24 protein-coding genes are annotated in these 26,974 nt (G+C 69.2%); 7 read left to right on the top strand and 17 right to left on the bottom strand.

Annotated elements, in window-relative coordinates; all coding sequences use genetic code 11:
- Positions 1-43: 43 nt before the first annotated feature.
- The 3 genes from Q9R02_RS05445 to Q9R02_RS05435 form a co-directional block, all read right to left on the bottom strand.
- On the bottom strand, positions 44-736 hold the full coding sequence (locus Q9R02_RS05445) for an SRPBCC domain-containing protein (protein WP_305995639.1): 693 nt from the start codon (positions 734-736) through the stop codon (positions 44-46).
- Positions 729-1,346: an ArsR/SmtB family transcription factor gene (locus Q9R02_RS05440; protein WP_305995638.1), complete on the bottom strand. Its 618-nt coding sequence runs from the start codon at positions 1,344-1,346 to the stop codon at positions 729-731. Before Q9R02_RS05440 ends, Q9R02_RS05445 begins: the two co-directional genes overlap by 8 nt.
- A gap of 157 nt (positions 1,347-1,503) precedes the next feature.
- Positions 1,504-1,971 carry a VOC family protein gene (locus Q9R02_RS05435; protein ID WP_305995637.1) on the bottom strand — a complete coding sequence of 156 codons (468 nt, stop codon included), beginning with the start codon at positions 1,969-1,971 and terminating at the stop codon, positions 1,504-1,506.
- Positions 1,972-2,041: 70 nt separating this feature from the next.
- Between Q9R02_RS05435 and Q9R02_RS05430 the strand changes: the two genes are divergently transcribed.
- A complete protein-coding gene (locus tag Q9R02_RS05430) occupies positions 2,042-2,764 on the top strand; it encodes an HAD family hydrolase (protein WP_305995636.1) in 723 nt (240 codons plus the stop codon).
- On the opposite strand, the gene Q9R02_RS05425 is transcribed toward Q9R02_RS05430, so the two are convergent.
- Positions 2,717-3,457 carry a lysoplasmalogenase family protein gene (locus Q9R02_RS05425; protein ID WP_305995635.1) on the bottom strand — a complete coding sequence of 247 codons (741 nt, stop codon included), beginning with the start codon at positions 3,455-3,457 and terminating at the stop codon, positions 2,717-2,719. The genes Q9R02_RS05430 and Q9R02_RS05425 overlap by 48 nt on opposite strands.
- Positions 3,458-3,477: 20 nt before the next feature.
- Between Q9R02_RS05425 and Q9R02_RS05420 the strand changes: the two genes are divergently transcribed.
- Both Q9R02_RS05420 and Q9R02_RS05415 read left to right on the top strand, forming a co-directional pair.
- Positions 3,478-4,401 carry an RluA family pseudouridine synthase gene (locus Q9R02_RS05420; protein ID WP_305995759.1) on the top strand — a complete coding sequence of 308 codons (924 nt, stop codon included), beginning with the start codon at positions 3,478-3,480 and terminating at the stop codon, positions 4,399-4,401.
- A gap of 40 nt (positions 4,402-4,441) precedes the next feature.
- Positions 4,442-5,239 (top strand): hypothetical protein, encoded by a 798-nt coding sequence (locus Q9R02_RS05415; RefSeq protein WP_305995634.1) that lies wholly within the window; start codon positions 4,442-4,444, stop codon positions 5,237-5,239.
- 56 nt (positions 5,240-5,295) lie between these two features.
- Here the strand turns inward: Q9R02_RS05415 and Q9R02_RS05410 are convergent, their stop codons facing one another.
- The gene (locus Q9R02_RS05410) at positions 5,296-6,597 is read right to left on the bottom strand and encodes a cytosine permease (protein WP_305995633.1); all 1,302 of its coding nucleotides are present in this window, start codon (positions 6,595-6,597) and stop codon (positions 5,296-5,298) included.
- 354 nt (positions 6,598-6,951) lie between these two features.
- On the bottom strand, positions 6,952-7,902 hold the full coding sequence (locus Q9R02_RS05405; RefSeq protein WP_305995632.1) for an oxamate carbamoyltransferase subunit AllH family protein: 951 nt from the start codon (positions 7,900-7,902) through the stop codon (positions 6,952-6,954).
- A gap of 109 nt (positions 7,903-8,011) precedes the next feature.
- Here Q9R02_RS05405 and Q9R02_RS05400 point away from each other — a divergent pair, with 109 nt between their 5' ends.
- Both Q9R02_RS05400 and Q9R02_RS05395 read left to right on the top strand, forming a co-directional pair.
- A complete protein-coding gene (locus Q9R02_RS05400; protein WP_305995631.1) occupies positions 8,012-8,959 on the top strand; it encodes a carbamate kinase in 948 nt (315 codons plus the stop codon).
- Positions 8,960-9,039: 80 nt separating this feature from the next.
- Positions 9,040-9,630, top strand: coding sequence for a DedA family protein (locus Q9R02_RS05395; RefSeq protein WP_305995630.1), 591 nt, complete (start codon positions 9,040-9,042; stop codon positions 9,628-9,630).
- A gap of 20 nt (positions 9,631-9,650) precedes the next feature.
- Here Q9R02_RS05395 and ppc read toward each other — a convergent pair whose 3' ends face one another.
- From ppc to Q9R02_RS05345, 10 genes are all read right to left on the bottom strand, one after another.
- Positions 9,651-12,476: a phosphoenolpyruvate carboxylase gene (gene ppc, locus Q9R02_RS05390; protein WP_305995629.1), complete on the bottom strand. Its 2,826-nt coding sequence runs from the start codon at positions 12,474-12,476 to the stop codon at positions 9,651-9,653.
- Positions 12,477-12,630: 154 nt separating this feature from the next.
- Positions 12,631-13,893: a hypothetical protein gene (locus Q9R02_RS05385; RefSeq protein ID WP_305995628.1), complete on the bottom strand. Its 1,263-nt coding sequence runs from the start codon at positions 13,891-13,893 to the stop codon at positions 12,631-12,633.
- Complete coding sequence (locus Q9R02_RS05380) at positions 13,890-15,137, bottom strand: glycosyltransferase family 2 protein (protein WP_305995627.1); 1,248 nt, start codon at positions 15,135-15,137, stop codon at positions 13,890-13,892. The genes Q9R02_RS05385 and Q9R02_RS05380 overlap by 4 nt, the downstream gene beginning before the upstream one ends.
- A gap of 20 nt (positions 15,138-15,157) precedes the next feature.
- Positions 15,158-16,072, bottom strand: a complete 915-nt coding sequence (locus tag Q9R02_RS05375) for a PIG-L deacetylase family protein (RefSeq protein WP_305995626.1) — start codon at positions 16,070-16,072, stop codon at positions 15,158-15,160.
- 261 nt (positions 16,073-16,333) lie between these two features.
- Positions 16,334-17,638: a hypothetical protein gene (locus Q9R02_RS05370; protein WP_305995625.1), complete on the bottom strand. Its 1,305-nt coding sequence runs from the start codon at positions 17,636-17,638 to the stop codon at positions 16,334-16,336.
- Entirely contained in the window at positions 17,635-18,960 is a 1,326-nt protein-coding gene (locus Q9R02_RS05365) for a glycosyltransferase family 2 protein (protein WP_305995624.1), read from the bottom strand. The genes Q9R02_RS05370 and Q9R02_RS05365 overlap by 4 nt, the downstream gene beginning before the upstream one ends.
- A gap of 34 nt (positions 18,961-18,994) precedes the next feature.
- Positions 18,995-19,909 carry a PIG-L deacetylase family protein gene (locus Q9R02_RS05360; protein WP_305995623.1) on the bottom strand — a complete coding sequence of 305 codons (915 nt, stop codon included), beginning with the start codon at positions 19,907-19,909 and terminating at the stop codon, positions 18,995-18,997.
- A 252-nt stretch (positions 19,910-20,161) separates the two neighbouring features.
- Positions 20,162-21,061, bottom strand: a complete 900-nt coding sequence (locus Q9R02_RS05355; protein WP_305995622.1) for an ATP-grasp domain-containing protein — start codon at positions 21,059-21,061, stop codon at positions 20,162-20,164.
- Between the two features lie 81 nt (positions 21,062-21,142).
- On the bottom strand, positions 21,143-22,069 hold the full coding sequence (locus Q9R02_RS05350; RefSeq protein ID WP_305995621.1) for a hypothetical protein: 927 nt from the start codon (positions 22,067-22,069) through the stop codon (positions 21,143-21,145).
- Between the two features lie 165 nt (positions 22,070-22,234).
- Positions 22,235-23,743: a sigma-70 family RNA polymerase sigma factor gene (locus tag Q9R02_RS05345; RefSeq protein WP_305995620.1), complete on the bottom strand. Its 1,509-nt coding sequence runs from the start codon at positions 23,741-23,743 to the stop codon at positions 22,235-22,237.
- A 121-nt stretch (positions 23,744-23,864) separates the two neighbouring features.
- On the opposite strand from Q9R02_RS05345, the gene Q9R02_RS05340 reads away from it, so the two are divergent.
- Positions 23,865-24,590: a hypothetical protein gene (locus Q9R02_RS05340; protein WP_305995619.1), complete on the top strand. Its 726-nt coding sequence runs from the start codon at positions 23,865-23,867 to the stop codon at positions 24,588-24,590.
- Positions 24,591-24,798: 208 nt separating this feature from the next.
- Positions 24,799-25,665: a DUF1684 domain-containing protein gene (locus Q9R02_RS05335; protein ID WP_305995618.1), complete on the top strand. Its 867-nt coding sequence runs from the start codon at positions 24,799-24,801 to the stop codon at positions 25,663-25,665.
- Between the two features lie 35 nt (positions 25,666-25,700).
- Here the strand turns inward: Q9R02_RS05335 and Q9R02_RS05330 are convergent, their stop codons facing one another.
- On the bottom strand, positions 25,701-26,876 hold the full coding sequence (locus Q9R02_RS05330; RefSeq protein ID WP_305995617.1) for an acyl-CoA dehydrogenase family protein: 1,176 nt from the start codon (positions 26,874-26,876) through the stop codon (positions 25,701-25,703).
- Positions 26,877-26,974 lie beyond the last annotated feature (98 nt).

The following is a 26,974-nucleotide window of genomic DNA, read 5'->3' as shown; positions in this document are numbered from 1 at the left end:
CTAACGGACGATATCTCAGCAACCGATGAGTGGTCGATGGATTTCAGGCGTACAGACCCTCGAAGTACGCGCTCCACGCCGCGGCGGTGGCGTCGGAGTCGCCGGAGCCGGAGAAGTCGTGCACCGTCAGGCCCACCACGGAGCCGAAGGCGTCGCGGCCGAAGAAACGATACATCGTGTCCGCGGTGCGGATGCCGAAGAACCACTGGTTGGAGAAGTCCAGCTCACCCTCCAGAACCCCCACCCCGGCGACGTCCACGGAGACCCGCTCCCCCGCCGTCGTGCTCTCGATCCCGAACGCCCGCTTGAGGGCGTCGAAGGAACCGGCCACACCGGAGGACTCCGGGCCCTGGACGTCGGTGAAGACCACGGGCTTGCCGTCGAAGTGGATGAGGTACTGGCCGAGATTGTGCTGGTAGAAGGCGGTGTGCTTGGAGGCGCCGTCGTACTGGCCCTCCCAGTCGTCCGTGAAGATGCCGCTGTGGACGTAGTGCAGGCGCGAACGGCCGCCCGGCAGCGCCTCGATGGTGTTCTCCAGCTGGTTGAACCAGCCGTCCGGGCCGTCCATCCGGGAGATCACGTGGGTGGGGTACTCCTTGACGGGGTACTCGGCGGGCCACTGATCCGTGGGGAACATCCACGCCTGCGTGGCGTTGTTGATGGCCTCCCAGACGCGCTCAGGCGTGGCTTCCAGCTCGCCGATGGATTCGATGCGGAATTCGCGGTTCTCACTCATGGTCCTGGTCCTTGTCTGCGGGTTCTGCGGTGTTTTTCAGTTCAGGGTGGAGCGCGACCACCAGGCGGTGGCGGCGCGCGCCCGGCGTGCCGGCGTCGTGATACTTCTCCACGAGAGAGTCGACGACGGCGGAGAGCTCTTGCGCGAACGCCGCACGGTCGCGGGCGCTGGCGAAGCTGAGTTCGGCGTCGATGGCGAAGGTCGCCAGGGGCTTGCGGGCGGCGACTGCCCCCACGATGAGCTTCCCGACCTCGGTGACGAGCCGCCCGGCGAGGGCGAGCAGCCAGAAGGCGGAGAAGCGGTCCGAGTACTTCTCGGGCTTGGGCGCCATGGACGCCAGCGCGAGGGGCGAGATGAGGTAGGAGGCGGCACTGGACTGCATGACCCGCTCGGTCATGTTCCCCTTGCGGCGCTCCTCCACCAGCTGCACCAGCCCGGCGGATTCCAGGGCCTTGAGGTGGTAGTTGATCTTCTGGCGCGGCGCCCCGATCCTGCCGGCCACCGTGGAGGCCGAGGCCGGCTCCACGAGGGATTCGAGGATCTGCGAGCGCATCGGGTCCAGCGAAACCTCGGCGATGCGAGGGTCTTCGATGACTTCGATGTCCTTCATGGCTCCATCGTGTCACCGACAATATTTATTGTCAAGGAAGTTTTTTCTTCCTTGCGCATCGATTGTCCCCACCGGCTCCCCCAGCTCGTTCCTCGCTCGGGGCCCCTCGCCGGCGTGGGCCCTCCATAGATGTCGTTTTGGGCGCTCAGAACGACATCTACGGAGCAGTCGATGAGGGGCCGGGTGGCTGCAGTGCCTCGGCGACCTCCACCAGGAGACCTTCCGGGCCCTTGATGTACGCCAGGAGGTAGACGTCCTGGTAGTTGACCAGTTCGCGGACCAGACCGTAGCCGGCCGCCTCGGCACGGGAGACGACGCTCCGCACGTCGTCGACCTGGAAACAGACGTGGCTGAAGCCGTACGCGTTGACGGGGAGGCCGGCCGGGTTTCCTTCCGCGGGCGGGGCGATGAACCTGGTGAGTTCGAGCTTCCCGGCACCGCCGCCGGGCGGCCGGACCATGGCCATCTCCACCTGGGTGCCGTCCAAGCCGTTGACACGGTCAGCCCACGGTCCGCCGACTTCGGCACGGCCCTCCACCTCGAAGCCGAGCGCCTCGAAGAAGGCGATCACCTGCTCCAGATCCTGCACGGTCACGCCGATGTGGTCGAGCTTGAAAGTGGTCATGCGGCCAGCTTACGCGCGGGTCAGCAGCGGAGGAACAGGTCAGATGCGCGCCGGATTTCATGCTCGAGCGGTGGGCGTGGTCTTCTGGACGGTGTCCCCAGACAGGAGAGCCATGCCCCTTCATCCAGTACCAGACGCCATGATCTTCGACTGTGACGGCGTGCTGGTCGACTCGGAGACCATCGTGAACACGGTGCTGCGCGATGAGGTCGAACGCCTCGGCTGGAGCATGTCGCTGGAGGAATGCATCGGGACGTTCATGGGCTCGTCCCTGGCCGGCGTTCTGGAGCTGGTGCACCGGCGTACCGGGACAGCCGTCAGCGGGGACTGGGTCCAGACCTTCACAGAGCGCAGGGACGCGGCGCTCGAGGAATCATTGGCGCCGATCCCCGGCGCGGCCCGGGTGGTCGAGTTCGCGCGCCATCACTTCGGCGGGCGCATCGCCTGTGCATCCAACTCGGATCCGGCGAAGATCAGGCTCCAGCTGAACAAGACCGGCCTCCTTGATCCTTTTGACGGCAAAATCTTCAGTGCCTTCAACGCCGGAGCGCCCAAACCGGATCCAGCGGTGTTTCTCGCTGCGGCTGCAGCAATGAATCCGCCAAGCACTGCGGCGTTGATCCTCGAGGACTCTCCGAGCGGCGTGCAGGCGGGCAAGGCCGCCGGAGCAACCGTGATCGGTCTCCTGACGTCCTCGGATGAGCCCGACCTGAAAGCGGCGGGCGCGGACCTGATCGCGGAATCGCTAGGCGACGTCCCGGAACTCATCCGTTCGCTGTCCGCGACCCGCTGACCCAGGCGTCAGGACGCCCGCACTGCGCAGCGCCCGGACCGCACCCGCCACGATCAGGCCCTGCCCCAGCGTGTACGTCACCATGACGGCAGGGCCGGTCCAGTCCGGCATCGCCTCGGCCAGGAACAGGCGGAACGCCAGGATCGAGTCACTGCAGAGGAAGAATGCGCCGCCCCAGGCGACGACGGCGCCGCAGCGCGCCGACGTGGCGGCCGTCCCTGCGAGCACCACGCCGTAAGCCCCGACGGCGGCGAGCAGTGAACCGGTGTGCGGCCCGAGAACCAGGATCATCGCCACCCACCAGGCGGCGTAGGCGACCGTCCAGAGCGGCAGCCGGCGTACTTTCAGGCGCAGCAAGAACAACGCGATGTACGCCAGGTGCGCGATGCCGAAGAAACCGAGCATGAGCGGAAGTTCCGGTGCGAACGGGAAGAACAGGCCCGCCTCATCCCCCAGCCAGGAGAAAGCCAGCGCAACGAGAAGCAGCGCGGGCAGCGGCGGCCGTGCGGCCGCCGTCGTCGTCGGCCCTGTCGGACGCTTGAGCGAAAGCAGCACCGGCAGCGCCAGCAGCGGCATGAGCAGCGCCTTGGTGGGCACCGCCCACGGGCTGTGCAGGGCGTTCGCGGCGACATGGATCACCGAAGCGAGGACGTAGGGGGCGAAGGACCACGCGATCCCGGGGCGGCGCTGCATCCCACTAAACTAACCCGGTGATGCAATCCCCCCTGCCCGTCCGCGACGGCGTCAACGCGACCCGCCTGCGCCTGCCACACGACGGGCCCTGGGAGACTGCGCTGGACTACATGCTGCACCGCTGGGGGCATGTGGATCCGCAGGGGATCCTGGACCGCTTCGACGCGGGCGAGATCGTGGGCGAGGGCGGGGCGCCGCTGACCCGTGCCACTCCCCTGAGCGAGCATGTGTTCATCTGGTACTACCGCACGCTTCCCGCGGAGGAGCGGCTGCCGGTGGAGCTGTCCATCCTGCACCAGGACGAGAATCTGCTGGTGGTGGACAAGCCGCATTTCCTGCCGACCACGCCGGGCGGGACCTACATCCAGGAGTCGGCGCTGGTCAGGCTGCGGAAGCTGCTGGACCTGCCGGACCTGATCCCGATGCACCGGCTGGACCGGATGACCGCAGGCGTCCTGTTGCTCTCCACCAATCCGGCGACGCGCGGCAAGTACCAGGTGCTGTTCGAGAAGCGGAAGGTGCAGAAGGAGTACGAATGCGTCGCGGCGGCCGTGCCCGCGCCCGGCTTCCCGCAGCCGGAGTTCCCGTCGCTGGTCCGCAATCGGATGACGAAGTCCCGTGACTACCTGCTGGCGCAGGTGGTGGACGGGGAGCCGAACACGGAGACGCGCATCGAGCGGCTGAAAACGTTCAACGACGACGGCCGGCGCGCGCTGTACCGCTTGGAGCCGCACACCGGGAAGACGCATCAGTTGCGCGTGCACATGGCGTCGCTGGGGCTCGGCATCCTGCACGATCCGTTCTACCCGGTCCTCCTGGACAAAGCTCCGGACGACTACACCAAGCCGCTTCAGCTGCTGGCCCGCGGCATCCGCTTCACAGACCCGCTCTCCGGCAAGCCCGTGGAATACCGGAGTGAGCTGACGCTGTCCGAGGCGCACTGAGGCGGGGACCGGGCCACTCCTCGCCAGTAAGCTGGGCGCCATGACCGGCCAACGTTTTGCGAAACCCTCGCGCCCGTCGCGTCCCAGTTCTCCAGACGGCAGCGTCTCGATCACCGTGCCAACCGCCGCCGTCGTGATCGTCGCACTGGCGATCGCCTGGTTGCTGTTGACCGTGCTCGATCTGCAGGAGAACGACGGGGCCGCACCCACCACCGCTCTCTTCGGGATCCCGGCGGCGGTTTCCGCCCTCGTGATCCAGTTCTACCTTGCGGCCGCCGCAGCGATCCGCCCGGAAAAGCCGATGCACTCTCTCGAGGCGATGCCAGGCGCGCAACGGGTCCGGCGTTCCTTCCTCTGGTGGGTTCTCGGAGTCCTGCCGGCCGGAATCCTGGCCGGGTTCGGGGTGGCGATGCTCCGCGAGCCGGACTACTTCTTCGGCGACGGACCGTGGATGCTGCTGTGGATTCCGGTATTCGTCGCACTGGCGATGCTCCTGGGTGCGGTGGTCTGGTTCTTCCTCGTCTTCCCACTTGCTCTTCTCGTGAAGGCCGTCGGGCTGACTTCTCGCGGCGAAGGTTCTCCGGACTTGTTCGTCTGGCCGATCGTGCTGCTCTTGCTCGGCGTCATCGCCGTGGTCGGTGGACTGTCCACCCAATTCGGCGGGGTCGGGCGGGCGGCCTACGGCCCGATCATTGCGGCGGTCCTCGGGGTCCCCGGGAACTACCGCGTGCTCTGGGAGCCCGGCCTGTGGATCGTCCGCGCGATCCTTGCAGTCATCCTTCTGTGGTTCGGGGGCAGGGCTCTGGCGAACCGCCGCCGGACTTCCACCCGCGGTTAAACCCCAAAGGCGCGGAAGGGTCACCCCTTCCGCGCCTTTGGATCAGTCAGCAACCGCTATGCGGACACAGCGCCCTTCGAGCGTCCGTCCAGGGCCAGGTAGGCCACCAGACCGACCACCAGACCCACCACGGCGTCCGAGAGGAACGGCGCGGCGAAGTGCACCACCAGGGCTGCGGCGGCACCGATGGCCCAGGCGATGAAGGCCACGCCCCGGAACGTCTGCTCCGGGCGGTTGGCGTTCTTCTTGGCCAGGATGATCTGGTCCGCGATGAGCACGGCGCCCAGCGGCGGAACCAGGACACCGAGGAAGGCCAGCCAGTTCACGAAGTAGTGCCAGGCACCGATCAGGGCCACGATCACGCCCACCACACCCAGGATCAGGGTGAGCTTGCGCATGGTGGACTTGGTCAGGTGGGACCAGCCGAGGGCACCGTTGTAGAGGCAGTGCGTGCAGACGGAGCCCAGGTTGATGACCACGAAGACCAGCACCAGGATCTGCAGGATCGGGTTGCCCGGCCCGGTGAGGATCGGGGTGAAGTCACCGCCGCTGGTGGTGGGGCTGGCGATCGCGCCGGCGGCCACCAGGAGGGCGCCGCTGAGCTGGGCCACCAGGGACGCGAACGGGAACGCGGTGGCCGTGGCGATCACGGCCTCCTTGCCGTTCTTGGACCAGCGGGTGAAGTCGGCCGTCATGGTGCCGGAGTCGGCGAAGGTCGCCATGATGGAGGTGACCGCCACGCCGAAGGTCATCCCACCGGCGCCCTGGAAGCTGGTCAGCTTACTGAAGTCGTGCTCCTGGGAGGCCAGGATCATGGCAGTGGCCGCGGCGATGATGAACAGCGGAGCTGCCACGGCGCCCAGCCAGGAGAGGGCCTTGATGCCCAGGTAGGTGATCCCGATGAACAGGACACCCGCGATCGCGGCGATCAGGGTCTCATTCCAGCCGAAGGCCGCGTTCAGGCTGGCGCCGGTGGCGCCGGTGTTGAACGCGAACCAACCGACCACCACGGTGGCCAGCAGACCGGAGGCGAAGGCATAGCCCTTGCTGCCGAAGGTCTCCGTGGCCTGCAGAGCGAAGCTCTTGCCCGTGCTGCCGGCCCGGTGGCTGAGCAGGCTGACGTACACGAACATGATGACGTTGGCCACCAGGATGGCGGCCACGCCCGGCCAGAAGCCGAGCATGGCGACCACCAGGCCGCCAGGCACCGCATTGGTCAGGATCATGGGGAATCCGAACCACACGGAGGAGACCGTGAACAGTGACTTCCGGTGGCTCTGAGGCACCGGGGAGTGCTCGAACTCGGACTCGAGTTCGGAGCTCGCGGTCTTTTCGGCCGCGTCGGGGGATGTGGTCATGAACTTTCCTGAAGGGAAGCCGTCAGCCGAAGCATTCGACGGGAGGGGGTGGGGGTGCCTGCGCCGCCCGTGCCGGTACCGGCATCCTGGTGCGCAACGGCGGTGGTGATGATCGGAACGATACCGCTCTCCAGGACCTCGTGGGCACCGATGCCCCAGGGATGCCTTGGAAGCGGCGGGGCTCCGTGATGGCGGAGCCCCCGGTGTCCGGACCGGAGTCAGCCGGCTTGTAGCCGGTGGACAGGGCGCCGACGGCCTTCTGGGCCGCGGTGGGGGCGATCGGGGAATCCTCGATTCCGTGCGCTGCATCCGGAACGGCCTTGTTCATCGCAGGGCTGGTCATCTCAGGGCTGGTCATCGCAGGGCCCATTCCGCGCGCAGTCCGGCCAGCAGACCGGACAGGATGTCCGTCCCCGACGTCCGGCCGATCCCCAGGACCTGGACGAGCAGAGGACGGAGGTGCTCAAGCGGGTCCACGTCACCGGGCACGACGGCGGTCAGCCCCGCCAGCAGGTCGAGCAGGCTCTGGCGCGCACGGCCCTCGGCCGCCTCACGCAGCGTGGCTTCGGACACGTCGGTGGTGCGCTCAGGGTACGCGTCAAGGACTGCGAGCAGACGGCCGCCGACGCCGGACAGCCGGCTGCCCGGCCGCGCCGCCACGAGGGCGACGCCGCACAAGTGGTCGTCACCGGACGGGGTCAGCCCCGCACCGAGACCGACCAGTCCCAGGATAGCCCGGTCGAGAAGTTCCGGATCTAAAAAATCCGCTCGACCGGTTTTGGAATACCAAATGAGCGCTTCAGACAGGGAGGCAGAGGCTTCGCCGAGCCTTGCCTGAACGGCGGCTTCAAACGAGTTCGCGCCCACCGCGGCGAGCATGCCTCCCGGCACTCCATGCCTGGCGATCCAGTCCTGGAGCGCCTCCAGCAGCTCCGGCGGCCCGGCGTCGTCGGCAGCGGGGAGCGGGGACGGCTCCCAGGGCTCCGCCCCCCTCCAGCCCTCCAGCAGGACAGCACCGTCCGCCAGCACCACGGATGACGGCGTCACGCGCACGCTCTCACCCGCGACGACGGGGAAGCCGGCCCAATCAGGAAGGTCCGCGCGAAGCGTCCACGGGGCATCGTCGAGCCCTCCGGACGCGAAGGTCACCAGGCGCCCGTCCGGCGTGAGGAAGTTGATCACATGGGTGAAGACCGAATGAACGCTCAGTCCGCCGGAACGGGCGGCGAGGGCCTGGAGGATGCGGCGCAGGCGAGTGTCCGAGCTCAGCGCCCGTGCGGCGCGCGTGGCAGTCCGGCTCGCCATCGAACCTCCTCGCCGATCGCTTGGTTGACTCAGCGAACCATTGTCGCATATCACAAAATGGTATACCTTTAGGTCCACAAGAACCATCCTTCCGAACAAAGGAATCTCCATGCGCGTAGTGGTGGCCCTGGGCGGCAACGCCCTGGCTCGTCGAGGCGAACCGATGACCGCGGACCGGCTCCGCGCCAACGTCCGCGGGGCCTGCCAGGCCCTCGCATCCCTGGCCCGTGAGCACGAACTGGTCATCACCCACGGCAACGGCCCGCAGGTGGGTCTCCTCGCCCTGCAGAACCTGGCCTACCAGGACGTGGCAGCCTACCCGCTGGACATCCTGGGCGCCGAGACCCAGGGCATGATCGGCTACGTCATCCAGCAGGAGCTCAGCAACGCCCTTGCCGGTGAGCGCGAGGTCGCCGCCATCGTCACCACCACCGTGGTCTCCGAAGACGATCCCGCCTTCCACTGGCCCACCAAGCCGATCGGGCCGCAGTACTCCGCCGCCGACGCCGCCGGTGCCGCCGCCGAATACCGCTGGACCATCGCCAAGGACGGCAACGCGTTCCGCCGCGTGGTCCCCTCCCCCGTCCCGGTCCACATTCAGCAGGCCCCGCTGGTCAAGCTGCTCCTGGAGAACGACCGCCTGGTGGTGTGCGTGGGCGGTGGCGGCGTGCCCGTCAAGGTCGACTCCAAGGGCCGTCAGACCGGCATGCAGGCCGTGGTGGACAAGGACCTGGCAAGCGCCGCCCTGGCCGCCGACCTGGAGGCCGACACCCTGCTCCTGCTCACCGACGGTGACTTCGTCAGCGAGAACTGGGGTACCCCGGAGCAGCGCGACATCCTCTCCGCCACGCCCGAGGCGATCGGCGAACTGGAGTTCGACGCCGGGTCCATGGGACCCAAGGTCGACGCCGCCATCCGCATCGCCAAGGCCGGCGGCCGCGCCCTGATCGGCCCGCTGGACCGCCTGGATGACCTGCTGGCCCGCAAGGTCGGCACCGAGATCCGCAACGACGTGCCCGGCGGCATCGTCTTCGTGGATCGGAGCAAGAAGGCCTGATCCTTCTTCCGTCAGCAGCAGGGCCCGGGGCTTCGTCCCGGGCCCTCTCGCTTTCCCACCCCGTGCCGTACCGTTTTCCCATGGACTTCGGCGATCTCACCACGTGGAGCACGGCGCTCTACTGGTGGATCGTGCCCCTGGTCATGGCGGACACCGTGTTCCCGCCCACGCCGTCCGAGATGCTGGTGGTGACCTCCGGCTCCCTGGCCGCGGAGGGGCACGCGTCCCTTCCGCTGGCACTCGGCCTGGCCGCCCTCGGCTCCTTCCTGGGCGACATGGCCGTCTTCCTGCTGTTCAAACGGCGTCTGGCGCACCTCATGGACCGCTGGCGCTTCACGGCCCGCCTCCACGCCGGGATCCACCGGGCCCTGGAACGGGCCGGCCGCACCCCCACGTACGGCGCCATCATCGGGCTGAGGTTCCTGCCGGGCGGCCGCCTGGCGCTGACCGCAGGCTCCGGCATCGCGGAGATCAGCACCCGCAGCTTCGCGGCCTGCTCCGCCGCGGGCAGCCTCCTCTGGGCGTCCTGGATGGTGGGCCTCGGCTACGTGACCGGTCAGACCACCCATCTGCCGTTCTGGGTCAGTTCCCTCCTGGGCCTGGCAGCCGGCCTGCTGGTGGGAACCGTCCTCGGCCTGATCGTGACGCGGCGCCGTCGCCGCTCCCCGTGAGCCCACTGGCCGGGCACGGCTCAGCCGGTGTTCCGCAGACCGGCGGCCACACCGTTGATGGTGATGAGCATGGCGCGCTGCAGGGTCTCCGCGATCTCGGATTCCCCGGCTCCGGCCTGCACCTTCGCCTCCTCACGGACACGGCGCAGCAGCTCCACCTGCAGATAGCTGATGGGGTCCAGGTACTGGTCCCTCACACGCAGTGAACGCTGCAAGGTGGGCTGGGCGTCCAGGAGCTCGCTCTCCCCCGTCAGCCGTTCCACCTCACGGACCGTGAGGGCGTGCTCCGCCCGGATTGCCTCGAAAAGGTGGTGGAGCTCCCGCGGCACCAAGGTGTTCACGTAGTGGCCTGCGATCTCCATATCCGTCTTGGCCAGGGTCATCTCCACATTGGACAGCACCGACTCGAAGAAGTTCCACTGCGAGGCCATCTCCTGCAGTTCGGCCGTCAGGCCTGCCTCCCGGGCGGCCTTCAGGCCGGAGCCCACGCCGAACCAGCCGGGCACGATCTGCCGGGACTGCGTCCAGCCGAACACCCACGGGATGGCGCGCAGGCCGCCCAGCCCGGCCCCGGAGTCCGGGCGCTTGGACGGACGGGAACCGATGTTCAGCTGGCCCAGCTGCTCCACCGGAGTGGACGCCAGGAAGTACGCGGGCAGGTCCGGGTCATCGATCAGCGAACGGTACCGGGCGAACGCGGCGTCGGAGATGACCTCCATGACCGTGCTGTAGCGGTCCCGTTCCTCCTGGGTGGTGCGCGGGGCACGGTGCAGGGCTGACCCCTGCATCACGGCGGCCAGGGAGAGCTCCAGGTTCTCGCGTGCCAGCTCCGGCAGCGAGTACTTGTCGCTGATCACCTCACCCTGCTCGGTGAACTTGATCTCGCCCTCCAGGACACCGTTGGGCTGGGCCAGGATGGCGTCGTAGGTAGGTCCGCCGCCGCGGCCCACGGAACCTCCTCGGCCGTGGAAGAGCCGCAGCCGGACGCCGTGCTTGAGCGCCACATCGCGCAGTTTGCGCTGGGTCTTGTGGATCTCCCACTGGCTGGTCATGACGCCGGATTCCTTGTTGGAGTCCGAGTAGCCCAGCATGATCTCCTGCACGTCCCCGCGCAGCCGGACCAGTTCCCGGTAGGACGGCTCGGACAGCAGCTGGTCCACGATCTCGGCGGAGGCGCGCAGTTCGTCCACGGTCTCCAGGAGCGGTGCGAAGCCGATCTTGGCGTAGCGGACGTCCCCGTGGAGCTTCACCAGCCCGGCCTCGCGGGCCAGCACGGCCGGGGCCAGGACGTCGTCCGCACCGCGGGTCATGGACACGATATAGGTCTCGATGACGTCCGGGCCGTAGCTCTTGAGCGCCTGACGGATCACCCGGAAGACGTTGTAGATGCTGTCGGAGAAGCCGTCCAGCACGATCGGGTGGCCCGAGAGCGGCCGCCGCGAAGCCAGCTCGGCCGACAGCAGCTCCCAGCGCTCGGCGCGGGACAGCTCCGCGTACGGGCGCCCCACCTCGCCGATGCGGTCGAACAGCTGCCCGACGGCGTCGTGGTGGTGATCCGCGTGCTCGCGGATGTCCAGCGTGGCCATCTGCAGCCCGATCGAGGCGACGGCGCGCTGCACGCGGGCCAGGGCGCCGTCGGCCGCCAACGACGCCGAGTGGGCGCGCAGGGAGTCCTCCACCAATCGCAGGTCGGCCAGGACGGCCTCGGTGCCGACGTAGTCGCGGCCGGGCTCGTGCGGGCTGCCCGCCGCGATGCGGCGGCCCGTGTTCAGCAGCCGGGCCTTGATGCAGGTCAGCTTCAGGCGGTAGGGCTCCTGGGCGTTCAGCTCCAGGACGCGCTTGTCCAGGCCCGGCAGGCGGCGGAGGTCCTCTTCCAGGGAGGCGCGCAGCTCCGGGCTGGCGCCGGCCAGGGCCGTGGAGTTGGACAGCACGGAGATCAGCTCATCCAGGAGGGAGATCACGATCCGGATGGCGTGCTGGTTCTGGATCTGCAGGATCTCCCGCGTGACATCCGCCGTGACGTTCGGGTTGCCGTCCCGGTCGCCGCCGATCCAGGAGCCGAAGCGGATGGGTGCCTTCTCCTGGGGCAGGGACACGCCGTGCTCGGCCAGCAGCTCACCGAGCTCGGACATGACCTCCGGCATGGCGCCGGTGAGGATGTCGCCCAGGTAGTAGATGGCGTTGCGGGCCTCATCGATGGGGGTCGGGCGGACCTGGCGGAGCTCGTCGGTCTGCCACATCTGGTCGATGATCTCGGCCAGGCGGCGGTCCTGACGGCTGCGCGCCGCCGTGCCGTCCTGCGTCGACTCGGCCAGGACGTCGGAGATGGCCCGCAGCTTGTCCAGCACGGAGCGGCGGCTCGCCTCCGTGGGGTGCGCGGTGAAGACGGGTCGGACGTCCAGCTCGTTCACCAGCCCCTGAAGGGCCTCGGTCCCGGCGTGCTCGGCGATCTCGGCGACGGCCTGCGCCAGCCAGCCGTCCTTCTCCGCCCGCGAGCGCAGCCCGCGCACGCGGTGCACCTGCTCCGCGGCGTTGACCAGGTGGAAGTAGAACGCGAAGGCGCGCACCAGGCGCGTGGCCTCCTCGAGCGGCAGGGAGGCGAGCAGCTCGCGGACCTGCTGCGCGACGTCGTGCGCGGCCCAGGGCCCGGTGGCCTCGCCGACGCCGCGGGCGGCCTCCTTGGACTCCTTGGTCAGCAGGCGCACCTGCTCCACGAGTTTGAGGAGGCCGGGACCGTGCTGGCGGACCAGGGACTGGCCCAGGAGGGTGGAGACGCGGCGGACATCGGCCCGCAGTTCCGGGGCGATGTCCTCGCCGGGATCGGTGTCGGGATGGTTCAACGGCATGGGGCGGTTCCTTCGGAAGGGAGGTGACGGCCAGTACACGTCGCTGGATACTGTGAGCCGGACGGAGCCGGCTGCTGTGCATGGGATCTTATCCGGAACCGGCAGGGCGAGGGAACAATGTTCCGCCAGGTGAATACCGTGAAGACATCCGCATTCAGCCCGCCCAGGCCTGCTGGAGCACGGCCCACCGGGCGTCCGTCATCATGCTCGCCGGGGTCACCGACACCGATTTCACGCCCAGCGCGTCCACCCGGCCCAGCTCGTGCCGGAACTCCTCCAGACCGATCCCCGGATGACCCGAGAACCACAGACCCAGCGACACCGAGACCCGGCCCGGGTACCGCTCCACGAAGTCCCGGTCCACCTGCTCGATGCCCGGCACACTGCCCGCCAGCATCCCCGGGTAGTACCAGAGGTTCAGCCCGTCGGTCACCCGCAACAGGGCCACCGCGTCCTGACCGGCATCGGGCCGGCCCGCCACCCCGGCCGTCAACGGATAGTTCACATCCATTGACGCCGGCACACCCGCCGCACGCGTCGCCGCAGACACCCTCGCCATCACCTGCTCCACCGCGGCGGAACGCCACGCACCGATCGACGGGTCATTCACATCGATCGTGCCGTCCGCCGTCCTCGGCCAGTCGCTCCGCCCGGTCACGGCCAGGTAGTCGGCCTTGTCGTCCGCGCCATACGTCTCCGTGAAGAACATCAGCTCCGTGATGTTCACAAAGTCGGGGTGAAAGCGGCGGGCCACCGCGCCGGCGAGGTCCACCAGTTCGTCGCCCAGCTCCCCATGGCTCCAAGCGGTCACGCTGCCGAACAGTGTGGAGGCTTTGCCGTCCACGTTCCGCCCGGCCAGCTGCGGGTTCTGCGTGAACAGCCGCCCGATGAGTGCGTCGATGCTCAGGGTGACCTGCCGGCGGTGGCCCTGAGCATCACAGGAGAGGGCGTCGAGCGCCTCCTGCACCAGGTCCCGTCCGTCCACGAACACCTGATCCACGGAGCGGTCCGGGTGGCCCGGCCAGCTGAACGCGAGCCAGTCGAGCCGTCCGATGGCGATCTGAACAGCGTTCGCATCCACGGCGTTCAGGTGCTGTTCGAGCGCCTGGAGGTGGCCCGGCTGGGTGCTGACCAGGTCCTCGAAGCCGATGTTCACGGCGCGGGTCGCCGGTCGCACGGCCGGGACCGCCGCCGGCGTCGCGGTCGCCTGCGACGGGACGCAAGCGACCGGCGTGTAGGCGGCGGAGGCCGCGGAGGACTTCGGAGTGGGCGGAGTGCTCGACGGCGCGCTGGGACCCAGGCCGTCGACGTCGCCGTTGCCGATCCCCCACACCATCGTCCCGCCGAGCAGCAGCGCCAGCACTCCCAGCGCGGCGAGCCCGGCCGGCCAGTGGCGGCGCGTCGCCCGGCGGCTCACGTCCCCGCCTCCCCCACCGAACGCACCCCGGTGCGCTGCAGCTTGTTCCAACGTGCCGGAGCTCCGGAGAGCTCCTTCACCACCGCGGTGACCATCACCAGCGCCATGAAGAGCGAATACAGGGGCCACAGGGGCGCCGTCCAGAGATGACGCAGATCCCGCCACGCCCTGTTCAGCCCGATCGAGTAGACGGTGACGGCCACGGAGAACAGCAGGCCCGCCCACCCCAGGAACCCCAGGATCCCGGTGGGCAGGAGCACGATCCCACCGGACGCCAGAAGCCCCAGCAGGATGATCACCGCCAATTGCAGCAGCGGCACCACCACCATGGCGAAGAGGTTGAAGAGCAGGAACACCCCGATGGGTCCGTACCGCAGGGAGCCGAGCATCCCCGGGTGGCGGCGCACCGTCTGCAGCAGCCCTCGCGACCAGCGGACCCGCTGCTTCCAGAGCCCGGCCAGGGTGGAGGGCGACTCCGCGTAGACCAGGGCCCTCGGCTGGAAACGCACACGGTACCCGGCCTCGTACACGCGCCAGGTCAGCTCCAGATCCTCCCCCACCGTGTCCTCGCGGAAACCACCGAGCCGCCGGACCAGGCCGGCCCGGTACGCGCCCACATTGCCGGAGACGATCGGCAGGCAGCGGACCAGCGAGAGCGCCCGGCGCACCATCCCGGTCCCGGTATGGCTGAGCACGGCGAGCATCCTGGTCTGGACCCGGTCCAGGTTCACGGGCCGGTCATCCCCGCAGACGGCCCCCACCTCCGGGGACCCGAAACCGGCCAGCATCCACGCGACCGTGTCCGGCGCGAACAGCCCGTCCGCGTCGACGAACAGGAAGAACTCCCCGTGCGCGGCCCGGATTCCCGCGTTCAGCGCGGCGCCCTTGCCGGCGTTGGCTTGGGTGAGGACGGTGATCCGCTCGTCACGGGCCGCGAGCGCCCCCATGAGCGCCAGAGTGCCGTCCGAGGAGCCGTCGTCCACCAGGATCACCTCCAGGCGGCGGTGGGTGCTGCGCAAAATGGAGAGCACGCAGGCCTCCAGAACCACCTCCTCGTTGTAGCCGGGCACGACGACGGACACCAGCGCGCCGTCGTACAGTCCGGCCTGGACGCGGCCGGAGGCCCGCCATTCGAAGGCGGCGGCCAGCGGCAGGTAGGCGAGCTTGACCGCGCCGGCGGCGAGGATCAGCAGTCCGCTCCACTGCACCATCAGCACCAGGGACACGTCCAGGCCTCGCATCATGCCGCCCTCGCGTGGCCGCTCTAGAGGTCCCCGAGCGTGGAAGTCAGGAGCCGGACGGCTTCGAAGCCTTCGGCGAATTCACGTTTGGCCTGGGAACCGCGGAAGCTCAGCTGTCCCCTCACCCGCTCGGCCGTCATGTACGCCTTGGCGCCCTGGTCCTTGTGGAGGGAGACGGCCTTGACCTTGACGTCCACGTAGCCGGCGACGTCGACGTACACGGTGGGGCAGAAACCCTGCGTGGCCGAGGGGCTCTCGAAGCACAGGATCGAGGAGTGCTGCCGGGCGGCCCGCATGGTGGCCAGGTGCACGGCCAGATGGTCCTGGTGGTAGTCGTGCTCGGAATGGGTCAGCACCAGGTCCGGCTGGAACTCGGCGATGTGCCGTTCGATCAGGGCCACCATCTCGCATTCGAAGCTGGAGAGCCGGGTGTCGGCGAAGTCCTGGACACACACCTCACGGCTGCCCAGGAACGCCGAGCCGAGCATCGCCTCGCCGGCCCGGAGGTCCGCGTGACCCCCTACGGCGCCCCTGCTCATGACGAGCGTCCGGACCTCGTGCCCTTCGTCGACGAGCTTGGCCAGGGTGGCCCCGCAGGCCAGTTCCAGGTCATCCGGATGAGCACCGATCGCCAGGATTCTGCGGGGTGCGGTCACGGTCCGGCGGGACCGCTGGAAGACCGGGGCCACCATGCTGAGACCCGCGATCCCGGCCCCGCTGAGAAGCACCCCGCCGTCCAGGGCCTCGGAGGGCGGCGGCATCACGAGCGCCGCGACGGAGAGGGTGATCAGGCACCCCGCACAAGCGATGAGCGCGAGCCGGAGCACGGCGGCGTGACGGTATTCCCGCACGATCCATCGCGCGCTCCGGGGAACCAGGGCGGCGGTCACCGCGATGGCCCCGAACATCAGCGCCGCAGTCAGGAGCACAACGGACATGCTCCGTCCCCCCTTTCGGACCAGGCGCCCTCGCACAAGGCGCCCGCATTCACGGTCCAGAGCCGTCTCCTTCGCAGGAGAACGGCGAGAGATCCGGTTTCCTAGGCCGGATGGTCGCGGCGCTCATGGCACCGCCACCGATTCATCCATGATTTGGAGGAATCGACATACAACTACTTCAATGATAGGCACCGATTCGACAAAAGGGACCTGCCCGGAGGGAATTTCCCTCCGGGCAGGTCCCCCGGGCATGAGGCCCCGCTAGCCGACCCAGGCGGTGCGGAGAGCCTTCCACTCGGCATCGGTCATCATGCTGGCCGGCGTCACCGACACCGACCCCTGGACCAGGCGGTCCACCCGGCCCAGCTCACTCACGAACTGCTCCTGGCTGATCCCCGGATGCCCCGAGAACCACAGGCCCAGCGACACTGAGACGCGTCCCGGGTACTGCTCCACCAAGTCCCGGTCCACCTGCTCGATGCTCGGCACACTGCCCGCCAGCATCCCCGGGTAGTACCAAAGGTTCAGCCCGTCCGTGACCTTGAGCAGCCCCACCGCGTCCTGGCCTGCATCGGGCCTGCCCGCCACCCCGGCCGTCAACGGATAGTTGATGTCCATCGTCGCCTGCACGCCCACCGGACGGGTGGCCACGGCCACCCGCGACATCACGTGCTCCACGGCGGCGGACCGCCACACACCGATGGACGGATCATTCACATCGATCGCGCCGTCCCCCGTCCGAGGCCAGTCCTTCCGTCCCGTCACGGCCAGGTAATCCGCCTTGTCATCGGCGCCGTAGCTCTCGGAAAAGAACATCAACTCCGTCACATTGACGGCGTCCGGGTGATACCGGCCGGCCAGGAAGCCTGACAACTGGGCCATCTCGGTGCCGAGCGGACCCTTGCTCCAGGCCGTGACGCTGCCGAACAGCGTGGACGGCTTGCCGTCCACACTCTGCCCGGCCAGCTGCGGATCCTGCGTGAAGCGGCGTCCCAGGAGGGCGTCGACGCTCAGGGTCACGTGGCGGCGCTGTCCATGGGCATCGCAGCCGAACGCGTCCAGCGCCTCCTGGACCAGGTCACGGCCATCCACCGCCACGGCGTCGATCGACGACAGTTCCTCATGTCCGGGCCAGATGAAGGAAAGCCAGTCCAGGCGCCCCACAGCGATCTGGACCGCGTTGGCGTCGACGTCGTCGAGGTGCTTCGCAAGGGCCTGGAGGTGGCCGGGCTGGGTGTTGGTGAGGTCCTCGAAGCCGATGTTGACGGACCGCAGCGCAGGACGCTGCGACACCGTCACGACGGGCGGCTTCCGGCCGCCCGCGTCACAGCTCTTCGGGACGTAGGGCTTGGCCTTGGGCGCAGGCTTGCTGGTGGCGGTCGCCACGGCCTCCGGGGTCGTGGCGCCGGTCCGGGGGGCCTGACCGTTGACGGCGCCGTTCGCCACGCCCCAGAGGAACGTGCCGCCGCCCAGGACCGCCAGCGCCAGGAGCGTGACGAGCCCCCGCAGCCAGCCCCGGCGGCCAGGTTCCGCCCTGGGACCCTTGTCCGACCTGCGGGCCTTCATGCGCCGCCTCCTGTTCCGAGATCGACAGAGACCACTCCGGTCCTCTGGAGTTTGTTCCAATTGGACGGCGCACGGACGGCTTCCTTGAACACGGCCGTCACCAGGACGGCGGCCATCATGACCGAATACAAGGGCCACAGGGGCACGGTCCACAGATGACGCAGGTCCCGCCAGGCACCGTTGAGCGCGATCGCGTAGACGGTCACCACGACCGCGAAGCCGAGGCCCACCCAGCCGATGACCCCCATGGCGTCAGCGGGCACCAGTGTGTAGCCACGCGCGGCCAGGTAGACCACCCCCAGCAGCACCACGAGCTGAAGGACCGGGACCACCACCATGGAGAAGAGATTGAAGATCAGGAACACGCCGAAGGGCCCGTGGGACAGCGAGCCGAACATGCCGGCGTGCATCCGGACGGTCTGCAGCAGACCGCGGGACCAGCGGACGCGCTGCTTCCACAGTCCGCGCAGCGTGGAAGGCGACTCGGCGTACACGAGCGCCTTCGGCTGGAACCGCACCTGATAGCCGGCGCGATGCACGCGCCAGGTGAGCTCGAGGTCCTCCCCGATGGTGTCCTCCCGGAAGCCACCGATACTCCGGACCACGTCCGAGCGGAAGGCTCCCGAGTTCCCGGACACGATCGGCAGGCACTGCACCAGGGACAGCGCGCGCCGCACCAGACCGGTTCCCGTGTGGCTGAGCACCGCGAGCATCCGGGTCTGGACGCGGTTGAGGTTGACCGGACGGTCATCGCCGCAGACGGCACCGACCTGTGGATCGTCGAAGGCATCCACCATCCAGGACACGGTGTCCGGCGCGAACAGCCCGTCGGCGTCGACGAACAGCATGATCTTGCCCTTGGCGGCCTTGATTCCGGCGTTGAGCGCAGAGCCCTTCCCGCCGTTCTCCTTCGAGATGAACGTGACCAGGCGGTTGTGCTCAGCCAGGGACGCCATCAACGCGGCGGTGTCATCGGTGGAGCCGTCATCCACCAGGATGATCTCCAGACGTGGGTAGTCACTGGCCAGGATGGAGCGCACACACGCTTCGATGACCACACCTTCGTTGTAGCCGGGCACCACGATCGAGACCAGGGGGCGCCCCGTGCCGGGCCGGTGACGGGGCCGCACGGTGCCGCCCGCATGGAAGTTCCGGCCCCCGTGGTTCCGGCGAGCGGCCCTGCGGTTGCGCCGCGCCACGCGCCAGGAACGGCCTTCGAAGATCAGGGCCAGCGGAATGTACAGGAACTTCACCGCGGCCGCCGCGATGACCAGCAGACCGGCGCCCTGGACCACCATGACGGCCAGGGCGTCGGGACTCATCGATCCGCTCCCGGTCCCGGCCGCCTCACAGAGCTCACAGGTCACCGACCGCGGAACCGAGAAGGCGGACCGCCTCGAATCCCTCGGCCGCGGGCTTCTTCACCTGGGCTCCACGGAACGCCATCTGCCCGCGGACCCGTTCGGAGGTCATGTACGGCTTGCCCGCCTGATCGCGGTGAAGCGCCACGGCCTCCACCTTGACGTCCACATAGCCGTCCACGTCGATGTAGAAGCTCGGGGTGAAGTCCTTGGTGACGGACGGGCTCTCGAAGCACAGGATGGCCGAGTGCTGACGTGCGGCCCGCATGGTGGCCAGGTGCACCGCCAGGTGGTCCTGGTGGTAGTCGTTGACGGAATGGGTCAGCACCACATCAGGCTTGAAGTCCCGGATCTCACGTTCGATCGCGTTGACCATGTCCTGGCTGGCGTCAGCCAGGCGCGTGTCCTCGAAGTCGAACACGGTGGTGTCACGGCTGCCGAGGAAGGACGAGCCGCGCTGCGCCTCGAGGATCCTGACCTGGTCGTCACCGCCCACCGTGCCCCGGCTCATCACCAGGGTCTTCACCTGGTGACCGCCGTCGGCCAGCTTCGCCAACGTGGCCCCGCAGGCCAGCTCCAGGTCATCCGGGTGCGCCCCGATCGCCAGGACCCGGCGCGGGGTGGCGAAGGGATGCTTGTTGCGCTGGAAGATCGATGCGGCCACGCCGAGGCCGCCGAGCAGCCCGCCGTCCATGACCACCAGATCGGACAGCACATGCGGATGCCCGGGCAGGATCAGCGCCGCGGCGGAGAGCGCTGCCATGGAGACCGCTCCCGCCAGAAGTACCGTCCTGAGCGTCAGGGCGTGACGGAACTGGCGGATGATCCACCGGGTTCCCTTTGGTGTGAGTGCCAAAACCGCCGCGACGATGCCGAAGACCAATGCTGCGGCCAGGAGCATAGTAGACATGCCCCATTACCCCCCTCCTGGACCAGCCCCGTCGCACACGGGGCTTCTGTTCAAGGTCCGATGATGCCGCTCCACTGGGACAGGAACGGCCGGTGAACCCGGTTTCCTAGGCCGGGCAGCCCTGAACCACTCAGCATCAGGACGATTAGTCCATCGATGTGAGAACAGTTTCAGGGTTACTTCCATGATAGATGATCAGACAACTACCGTTCGGTAATATTCCCTCGCCGGGTCCGGGGAACCGGACCCGGCTCAGACGAGCGGGCTGTCCACCGCAGGCCCGATGCTCGTCAGAACGGCTTCCAGGAGACCCGGGGCCGAGGCGCTGTTCGCCCCGAATCTCGCGTTGACCTCCAGGACCACCGGGGTCCCGTCCTCCAGGCGGCGCACGTCCATGTCCACCGGGCCGCTGAGCCCCAGGGCGGCGACCACCGCACCGGCAAGATCCGCCACGTCCGGGGCATCCACCGGCCTCACCGACACGGCATTGCCCACCCGGCCTTCCTTCAGTTCCGTCTTCTCCAGGACCGCGATGAAGGCGGGCTCACCGGGCTCCGCGGCGAAGACCACGGGAGCGTACTCCACGCCCGGCGCGAACGTCTGAAGGATCCAGGACTCGTCCAGGGAGTCCCAGAACGCCACGGCGTCCTCCTCGCCCGCACGGGCGGCCTCCAGGACATGAACCCCCCGGCCGCCGCGGGATACGCGGGGCTTGGCCACAAGCTCATGGCCCAGGCTCGCGTGGGCCTCCTGTGCCGAGGCGAACCCGTCCGGCAGCCCGTAGCCCGGGACGGGGACACCCGCCGCCGCGAGGGCCTGCATGGTCAGGTACTTGTCGTTCGCGGTGTGAACGGCGTCCGCCGGGCCCACCAGGACGGGAATCCCCAGGATGTCCGCGGAGGCCGCCACCGCCACGAGTTCGTCGCTCACCGTGGGGATCAGAAGCTCGCAGCCCCACTCGGCCGCCAGAGTCTTCAGGATCCCCAGGTAGCCGGGATCACCCGCCCCGGGAACCTGCGCGAAGTGATCGCCGAAAGCGGCCGCGGCGGGATCCATGTCCACGCCTCCCACCCAATGCCCTTGAGCCCTCAGCTGGCGGGCCAGCGACGATCCCGCCGGCCCTCCGATCCCGGTCACCAGTACCCGCACCACGTATGTCCTTCCTCATCAGAGGCGGGGAATCCGTCCCCGCCCCGCGTCTTCCCCCCCGGCCGTCATCGGCCGGAATCCTGCTCATCCCCTCCGAGCGAAGGTCCTGCCGAAGAGCCTCAGGGCGCTCGCCGGCGCGTTCGCCGGCGCCGTCGCGCTCGCCGTCGTCGCCGTCGTCGAGGCCCTCCCGGAGGGATGGCCCTCCTCAGTGCGGCTCCACGGATCAGGCGGGGCAAAGCCGGGGTCCTCGGGGAACGGCGTGCGCAGCCAGCCCGGGCTCCCGGCATCCCGCAGCTCTTCGACGCCCGGTGGCCGGGCGCCCTCCATCGCGGCCGGGAATCTCTCCGAGTCCACGCAGTGGAACCCGAGATGGGCGTGGACGTCCACCACCTCGGTGCCCCGGCCCGCGCCGGAGCTGAGAACCACCACCGCGGCCCCGGTCACACCGAGGGCGTCCACCACGGCCTCCACCAGGGACGCGACCTCCGGCGGGCACGGGCCCGGAATCCGGCGTGCGGCCGAACCATGGAGTCCGTCCTGCGGCACCCCGCCGTGGAACCGCAGGAGCCCACCGTCCACACCCGGCCCCCGCTGGACCACGGACTGCAGTCCCGCAGCGGGCCTGTCCGCCTGGAGCAGCCAGCGATGGTCCAGGCCCCGCCAACGGCTCGCGGCAAGCGCATCGTCGTCGTCGAAGTGCAGATCAGGCAATTCCTGAACGCGCCGTTCGGCGCGTGGGCGGGCCACGAAAGGCCCATCCAGCGCCTGTGCCGCTTCCCCGGGGGAGGCGAATTCCGTGGGGAGTGCGAACCCGGTGACCGGCAGCCCGTGTTCGTCCAGGGCGTTGAGCCTGAGGTACCGGTCCCGCAGCATGAGGGCGGTGCCCCGGCTGGGCCGCTGCGCGGACTTCCCGGGATGTGACGCCCAGTCCCACATGGCCAGATCCTGGCACGGGACCAGGCGCGTGAGAACGCACGGCGGATTGCAGTCCTGGCAGATGTTGTGTGCCATCGGCTCCCACGGGGACGTGCCGGACGGCCTCCGATCGCTGAAGTCCATGCCTCACCACGTTTCTCGCTCTGCGGGCGTCCCACCGTGGGCCGCCGCAAAGTCAGTGGCGGCCACACATCCATCCTGACGCGGTTTCCGGTGTGAAGCGTCTGACAGTTCCGTGGATCAGTTGACAGGGGAAGGTGAGCCCGTCGGCGTCGGACTCCCGGTCAGCCAGCACTCAGGGTGAGCCCACCACGGCTGGCACCATCCGGGCGGGGTGGTGCTCGGGGACGGGGTGAACGTCGGCGCCGGCGTCGTGGTGGCTGTCACCGTCGGGGTGGGTGTCCCGCTCGGGGTCTCCGTCGGCGTCCCGCCCGGGCCGGCCGTCACGGTGTGCCCCGGAGTGGCGGTGCCCGGCGACGACGGGGCGATGACGGGCGTCGCCGGGGCCGGAGGGCTGATCACACGATCCCACAGCGTCGGCAGGGCCGGCGCCAGCAGCGGAGGCTGCACCAGTACCACCGGAATGCCCGACGGCGAGGCGGACGGTGTGCTGGACGGCGCCGCGCCCGGGGTGGCCGACGCCGCGGTCACCCGCACGGTGGGCGTCTGCGCCACGGCCTGTTCTTCAGGTGCCGTGCTGGCGGGCGCCGCGGTGGGCGGCGTCTGCTGCTGCCAGCTTGCGGCGATGGCGGGCACGATCACCAGGCCGACGGCGACGACGGCGGCCGTCACCGCCGCCGCGATGCCCAGCGTGCTGGTCCCCGCCGTCGTGCCGGCAGCCGCCGCACTCGCACTCGCGCCTGCGCTTGCTCCTGCTCCCGCCCCACTCGCCGCACCGGCACCGGCAACACCAGCAGCACCCGCCACCAGGCCATGCACACCCGTGAGGGATGCCGCCACGGCGCCCTGACCGGCCGGGCTGAGCCACCAGGCGACCGGCCCCACCCCGATGATCAGCGGCAGCAGCGCCGCCTTCATGGTGGAGCCGATGTCGCCCAGCTCCACCAGGATGGCGGTACACTTCGGGCACTCGTCCAGGTGCACACGGACCTTCCGCTCCGCGCCGCGGGACAGGCTGTGCCGGGCATACGCCCCGAGCTTGTCGCGGTAGGGACGGCAGCGCTCCGGGACGTCGTCGGACACGTGCGCCTGCAGGTATTCCCGGCGCAGGGCGTCCCGTGCCCGGACCGCGAGCGCGGAGACGGCGTTCGCGGAGAGTCCCATGACCGGGGCGACGGCGGCGGGCTTCTGCCCCTCCACGTCCAGGTACCAGAGCACCTCCTGCCAGCGCTCCGGAAGGGAGCGGAAGGCCCGGGCGGCGGCCTGATTCTCGAACTCGTTCAGAGCGGGGTCTTCGAAGGCCTCCACCCCGTCCAGGATCCAGTCGTCGGACGTGGGCAAGGCACGCCCGGCACTCCTGTTGCGCGCGTAGGCGGTGCGGCGCACCACCTGGAGAAGGTAGGCGCGGAAGAAGGTGTCCGGACCGTCACCGGCCCGGAGTTTGTCCAGGACAGCGTGGAATGCGTCCGCCACCACGTCATCGGCGTCGTCGAAGCTGTCCACGCTCTGCCGCGCGATGGCGAACGCCAAAGGGGCATGGCGGGAGTAGAGGACGCCGAACGCGTCCTGATCGCCTTCACGGACGAGCCCGCACAGCTCGCCGTCGCTCATCAAAGTGTCGTCAGACACCCCTGTCCCCCTCAGGTCCGAATATCGTGCCGGGAAGCCTCCCATTCCCGGCCCGGTGACGTTTCTCACCTCTTTGAGGATCCCACGTCATGAAATGCCATGTCGGCACACTCAATTTTACGTGAAGGACGCTGCGAGGGAACCCGGGAGAGCCAAGGGCGCCGCCGTGCCCTGGGGCGGCCTGGCGGATTCCTGGCAGGCCGCCAGTCTCGCGGCCGGCTGGCGTCACCCGGCGGACTGGTGCCTTGCGCCCATCGAAGCTGCGGTGCGGGAGTTCAGCCACAACGGTTCCCTGTCCGCCGCCACAGCCGCCGAGCTGGGGCAGGCGAGGGCGGAGGCCGGCGTCGGCCTCCGGGAAGCCCTGGCGGACCTGGACGCCCTCTACGGAACGGCGTGCCGCAGGGCCGATCTGGACGCCGTCGCGGCACTCGCCGAGGCCTGGGCCATGGCCGGCCAGGAGCAGCCCGGCCTCGGATGCCTGGACACCGCCACCGGGCTTCACTCGATGACCCATTTCGAACACCGGCTCCGCGAGATCCTCGCCTCGCCCGAGCAGTGCGAGGCAGGCTTCCTGCAGGCCAGATTCAGCTATCGCGTGAGGAGTTCCGCCACGGAGGCGCGCTTGAGCTGGGCCCTCCTGGCCGATCTCGGAAGCTGCATCACGGCCACCCTGGGCGCGGACGTCTGCGCGGCGCACACCGGAGGCATGGTGGCGGCGCTGCTGCCGGACCTCCCGGGGTCGCGGCAGCGGCTGGAGGCGTGCCGTGATGCGCTGGAGTCCCTCCGCTCCGGGACCCTGAATCCGGTCCTTCTCACGGTTTCAGCCGTGGCCGCGGAAAAAAGCTGAAAAAGCCGCGTCACGATTCCGGAATGCGGACACCTATTCATCGGGAGTCTCCGGGGCACGCCCCCATCGCTCCGGAGCCGGCGCCGTGGCCTGCCACGGCGCCGCCCACTTTCGCGTCCGGGTCCACGCCGGGCGCGAACGCGTGCGGGAATGGCGACGCCGAGGCCATGGTTGGGGAACAGTGAGTTCTCGACCAATAGGAGGAGCCATGGTCTCTGCCCCCGTTCCCGCACGCGACCCCCAGCTGGCGCGCTGGCAGCGCTTCCGCAGCAATCGCGACGCCGCCTTGGCATCCCCGCACGGCTGGCTGACCCTGACTTCCCTGCAGTGGCTCCCGGACTCCCCGGCCGCCCTCGACGGCGTGCCGGGCCTGTGGTGGACGGACGGCGAGCGCGCCTTCGTCGAGGCGGCCGCGGAGGACGGTCTCAGCCTCGCGTCCGGCGACGGAGTGTCAGGTGACGGAGTGTCCGACGGCGGACGGCCGGCACCCGCCGTCGGCCGCCTGAACGCCCGGCTGGCCGATGAGGAGTCACTCATGTGGGTGCAGTACGGCGGGGAGGACGGCCGGCAGGTCCTGGTGGAGCTCGCCGTGCGCGGCGGGCGGTACGCCGTCCGCACCCGCGACGACGGCTCCCCCGTGTTCACCGGATTCTCCGGGGTGCCGGTGTTCGACTACCGGCCGGAACTGGTGGTGACTGCCCGGTATGAGCCCTTCGCCGAGCCGCGTCCCGTGCCCATCCGCACCGCGAACCCCCTGGTGGACGGCACACACGTCTCCAGCGGCGAGTTGGTGTTCACTCTGCCCGGCGCAGACACGGAGTACCGTCTGCAGGCCGAGGAGGAGAAGCTGGGCGCCCTGGTGATCACCTTCCATGACGCCAGCAACGGCGTGAGCACGGACGAGTGGCGGAAGCTGGAAACCGCCCGCCCACGCCCTGACGGTACCGTGATCCTGGACTTCAACCGCGCCATCAACTATCCGAGCGCCTTCACCGACTTCGGCACCTGCCCCGCACCGGTTCCGGGCAACGCCCTTCCGGTGGCGGTGGAGGCCGGGGAGCGGATCCCTCGCTGATCGTCCTACGGCTCAGGCTTCTTCGGGCCGCCCGCTCAATGGATGGCGGACACCCCGGTGACGCGGCGGCCCACGATGAGGGTGTTGACCTCGTAGCTGCCCTCATAGGTGTAGATGGCCTCCGCGTCGGCGAACACCTTGGCCGCCCCGTACCCGGTGACGATCCCGTTGCCGCCCAGCACGGCACGTGCGTGCCCCACCGATTCGCGCATGGCCGCGGAGATGTGCGCCTTCGCCAGCGCCACCTGCGCCATGTCCGCGGCGCCGGTCTCCTCCAGCTGTGCGATCCGGGTCATCATGGTGGCCCCGGAGACGGCATTGCCCAGGATCTTCACCAGCCGGTCCTGCACCAGCTGGAAGGACGCGATCGGCTTGCCGAACTGCTCGCGCTCCACGGCGTAGCCCCGGGCCACATCGAACGCCGCGAGCTGCTGCCCCACGGCCTGCCACGCCACCAGGGCGCGGGAGCCTCGCAGCAGCTCATTGGTGTCCGCGAAGCTGGAGATGCCGGCGAAGCGGTCCTCCTCGGCCACGCGGACGTCGATCAATTCGATATCCGCGTTCTGCACCGTGCGCAGGGCCGTCTTCCCCTCGATCCGAGTGCGTTTGAGGCCCGGCAGATGCCCGTCCACGATGAAACCGCGGACCGCACCCCGGGCACCGGGTGTCTCATCCCTGGCCCAGAGGAGCATGTGGTCGCAGAACGTCCCGTTGCCGATCCAGCGCTTGGAGCCGTTGAGGACCCATTCATCGCCATGGCGGACCGCCGTGGTCTCCAGGCCGCGCGCCACATCCGATCCGTGCTGCGGTTCGGTCAGCGCGAAGGCGCCCGTGGTGCGGAGGGAGGCCGCGTCGTCGAGCAGACGGGCGCGCTGCTCCGCAGAGCCGAAGCGGTGCAGCGACTCCACGAAGAGGTCGTGATGGACCATGAAGAAGGTGGCGATGGAGACGTCCGCCCGGCTCAGTTCGGCGATGAGCAGGCCCATGAACAGGTGGCTGTAGCCCCTCCGCGTAGGGGTACCGATCTCCAGCGCCGCGAGCTTCGGCAGCAGGTGGAACGGGAACTCCGCCCGGTCCCACCATTCGGCGGCGTACGGCCGGACCTCCGCCGCCAGGAAGTCGCGCACTTCGGCGAGCTTGGCACGTTCGCGGGCGCTGAGCAGGTCCTCGACGCCGTAGAAATCGGCGGAAGGCAGGTCTCGTTCCGTCATCGCGGGTCAGCCTTTCTGGCGTCGCGGGAGGGTCCCTCCGCGACCGCACGGTGATGTTCTGGGCCTGGCGCGTCCGGCCGGTGGGCCGGGCGACACAT

Origin of the sequence: Arthrobacter horti, from assembly GCF_030731045.1 — a bacterium.
Classification (GTDB): Bacteria; Actinomycetota; Actinomycetes; order Actinomycetales; family Micrococcaceae; genus Arthrobacter_E; species Arthrobacter_E nanjingensis.
Note: the sequence above shows the minus strand (reverse complement) of the source record. Positions and strands in the feature narration are given on the sequence as shown.

What these genes read in the sequence shown, in the direction of transcription:
- Q9R02_RS05445 (WP_305995639.1), bottom strand. Translation starts at nt 736, where the DNA reads ATGAGTGAGAACCGCGAATTCCGCATCGAATCCATCGGCGAGCTGGAA.
- Q9R02_RS05440 (WP_305995638.1), bottom strand. Translation starts at nt 1,346, where the DNA reads ATGAAGGACATCGAAGTCATCGAAGACCCTCGCATCGCCGAGGTTTCG.
- Q9R02_RS05435 (WP_305995637.1), bottom strand. Translation starts at nt 1,971, where the DNA reads ATGACCACTTTCAAGCTCGACCACATCGGCGTGACCGTGCAGGATCTG.
- Q9R02_RS05425 (WP_305995635.1), bottom strand. Translation starts at nt 3,457, where the DNA reads ATGCAGCGCCGCCCCGGGATCGCGTGGTCCTTCGCCCCCTACGTCCTC.
- Q9R02_RS05420 (WP_305995759.1), top strand. Translation starts at nt 3,478, where the DNA reads ATGCAATCCCCCCTGCCCGTCCGCGACGGCGTCAACGCGACCCGCCTG.
- Q9R02_RS05415 (WP_305995634.1), top strand. Translation starts at nt 4,442, where the DNA reads ATGACCGGCCAACGTTTTGCGAAACCCTCGCGCCCGTCGCGTCCCAGT.
- Q9R02_RS05410 (WP_305995633.1), bottom strand. Translation starts at nt 6,597, where the DNA reads ATGACCACATCCCCCGACGCGGCCGAAAAGACCGCGAGCTCCGAACTC.
- Q9R02_RS05405 (WP_305995632.1), bottom strand. Translation starts at nt 7,902, where the DNA reads ATGGCGAGCCGGACTGCCACGCGCGCCGCACGGGCGCTGAGCTCGGAC.
- Q9R02_RS05400 (WP_305995631.1), top strand. Translation starts at nt 8,012, where the DNA reads ATGCGCGTAGTGGTGGCCCTGGGCGGCAACGCCCTGGCTCGTCGAGGC.
- Q9R02_RS05395 (WP_305995630.1), top strand. Translation starts at nt 9,040, where the DNA reads ATGGACTTCGGCGATCTCACCACGTGGAGCACGGCGCTCTACTGGTGG.
- ppc (WP_305995629.1), bottom strand. Translation starts at nt 12,476, where the DNA reads ATGCCGTTGAACCATCCCGACACCGATCCCGGCGAGGACATCGCCCCG.
- Q9R02_RS05380 (WP_305995627.1), bottom strand. Translation starts at nt 15,137, where the DNA reads ATGATGCGAGGCCTGGACGTGTCCCTGGTGCTGATGGTGCAGTGGAGC.
- Q9R02_RS05375 (WP_305995626.1), bottom strand. Translation starts at nt 16,072, where the DNA reads ATGTCCGTTGTGCTCCTGACTGCGGCGCTGATGTTCGGGGCCATCGCG.
- Q9R02_RS05370 (WP_305995625.1), bottom strand. Translation starts at nt 17,638, where the DNA reads ATGAAGGCCCGCAGGTCGGACAAGGGTCCCAGGGCGGAACCTGGCCGC.
- Q9R02_RS05365 (WP_305995624.1), bottom strand. Translation starts at nt 18,960, where the DNA reads ATGAGTCCCGACGCCCTGGCCGTCATGGTGGTCCAGGGCGCCGGTCTG.
- Q9R02_RS05360 (WP_305995623.1), bottom strand. Translation starts at nt 19,909, where the DNA reads ATGTCTACTATGCTCCTGGCCGCAGCATTGGTCTTCGGCATCGTCGCG.
- Q9R02_RS05350 (WP_305995621.1), bottom strand. Translation starts at nt 22,069, where the DNA reads ATGGCACACAACATCTGCCAGGACTGCAATCCGCCGTGCGTTCTCACG.
- Q9R02_RS05335 (WP_305995618.1), top strand. Translation starts at nt 24,799, where the DNA reads ATGGTCTCTGCCCCCGTTCCCGCACGCGACCCCCAGCTGGCGCGCTGG.
- Q9R02_RS05330 (WP_305995617.1), bottom strand. Translation starts at nt 26,876, where the DNA reads ATGACGGAACGAGACCTGCCTTCCGCCGATTTCTACGGCGTCGAGGAC.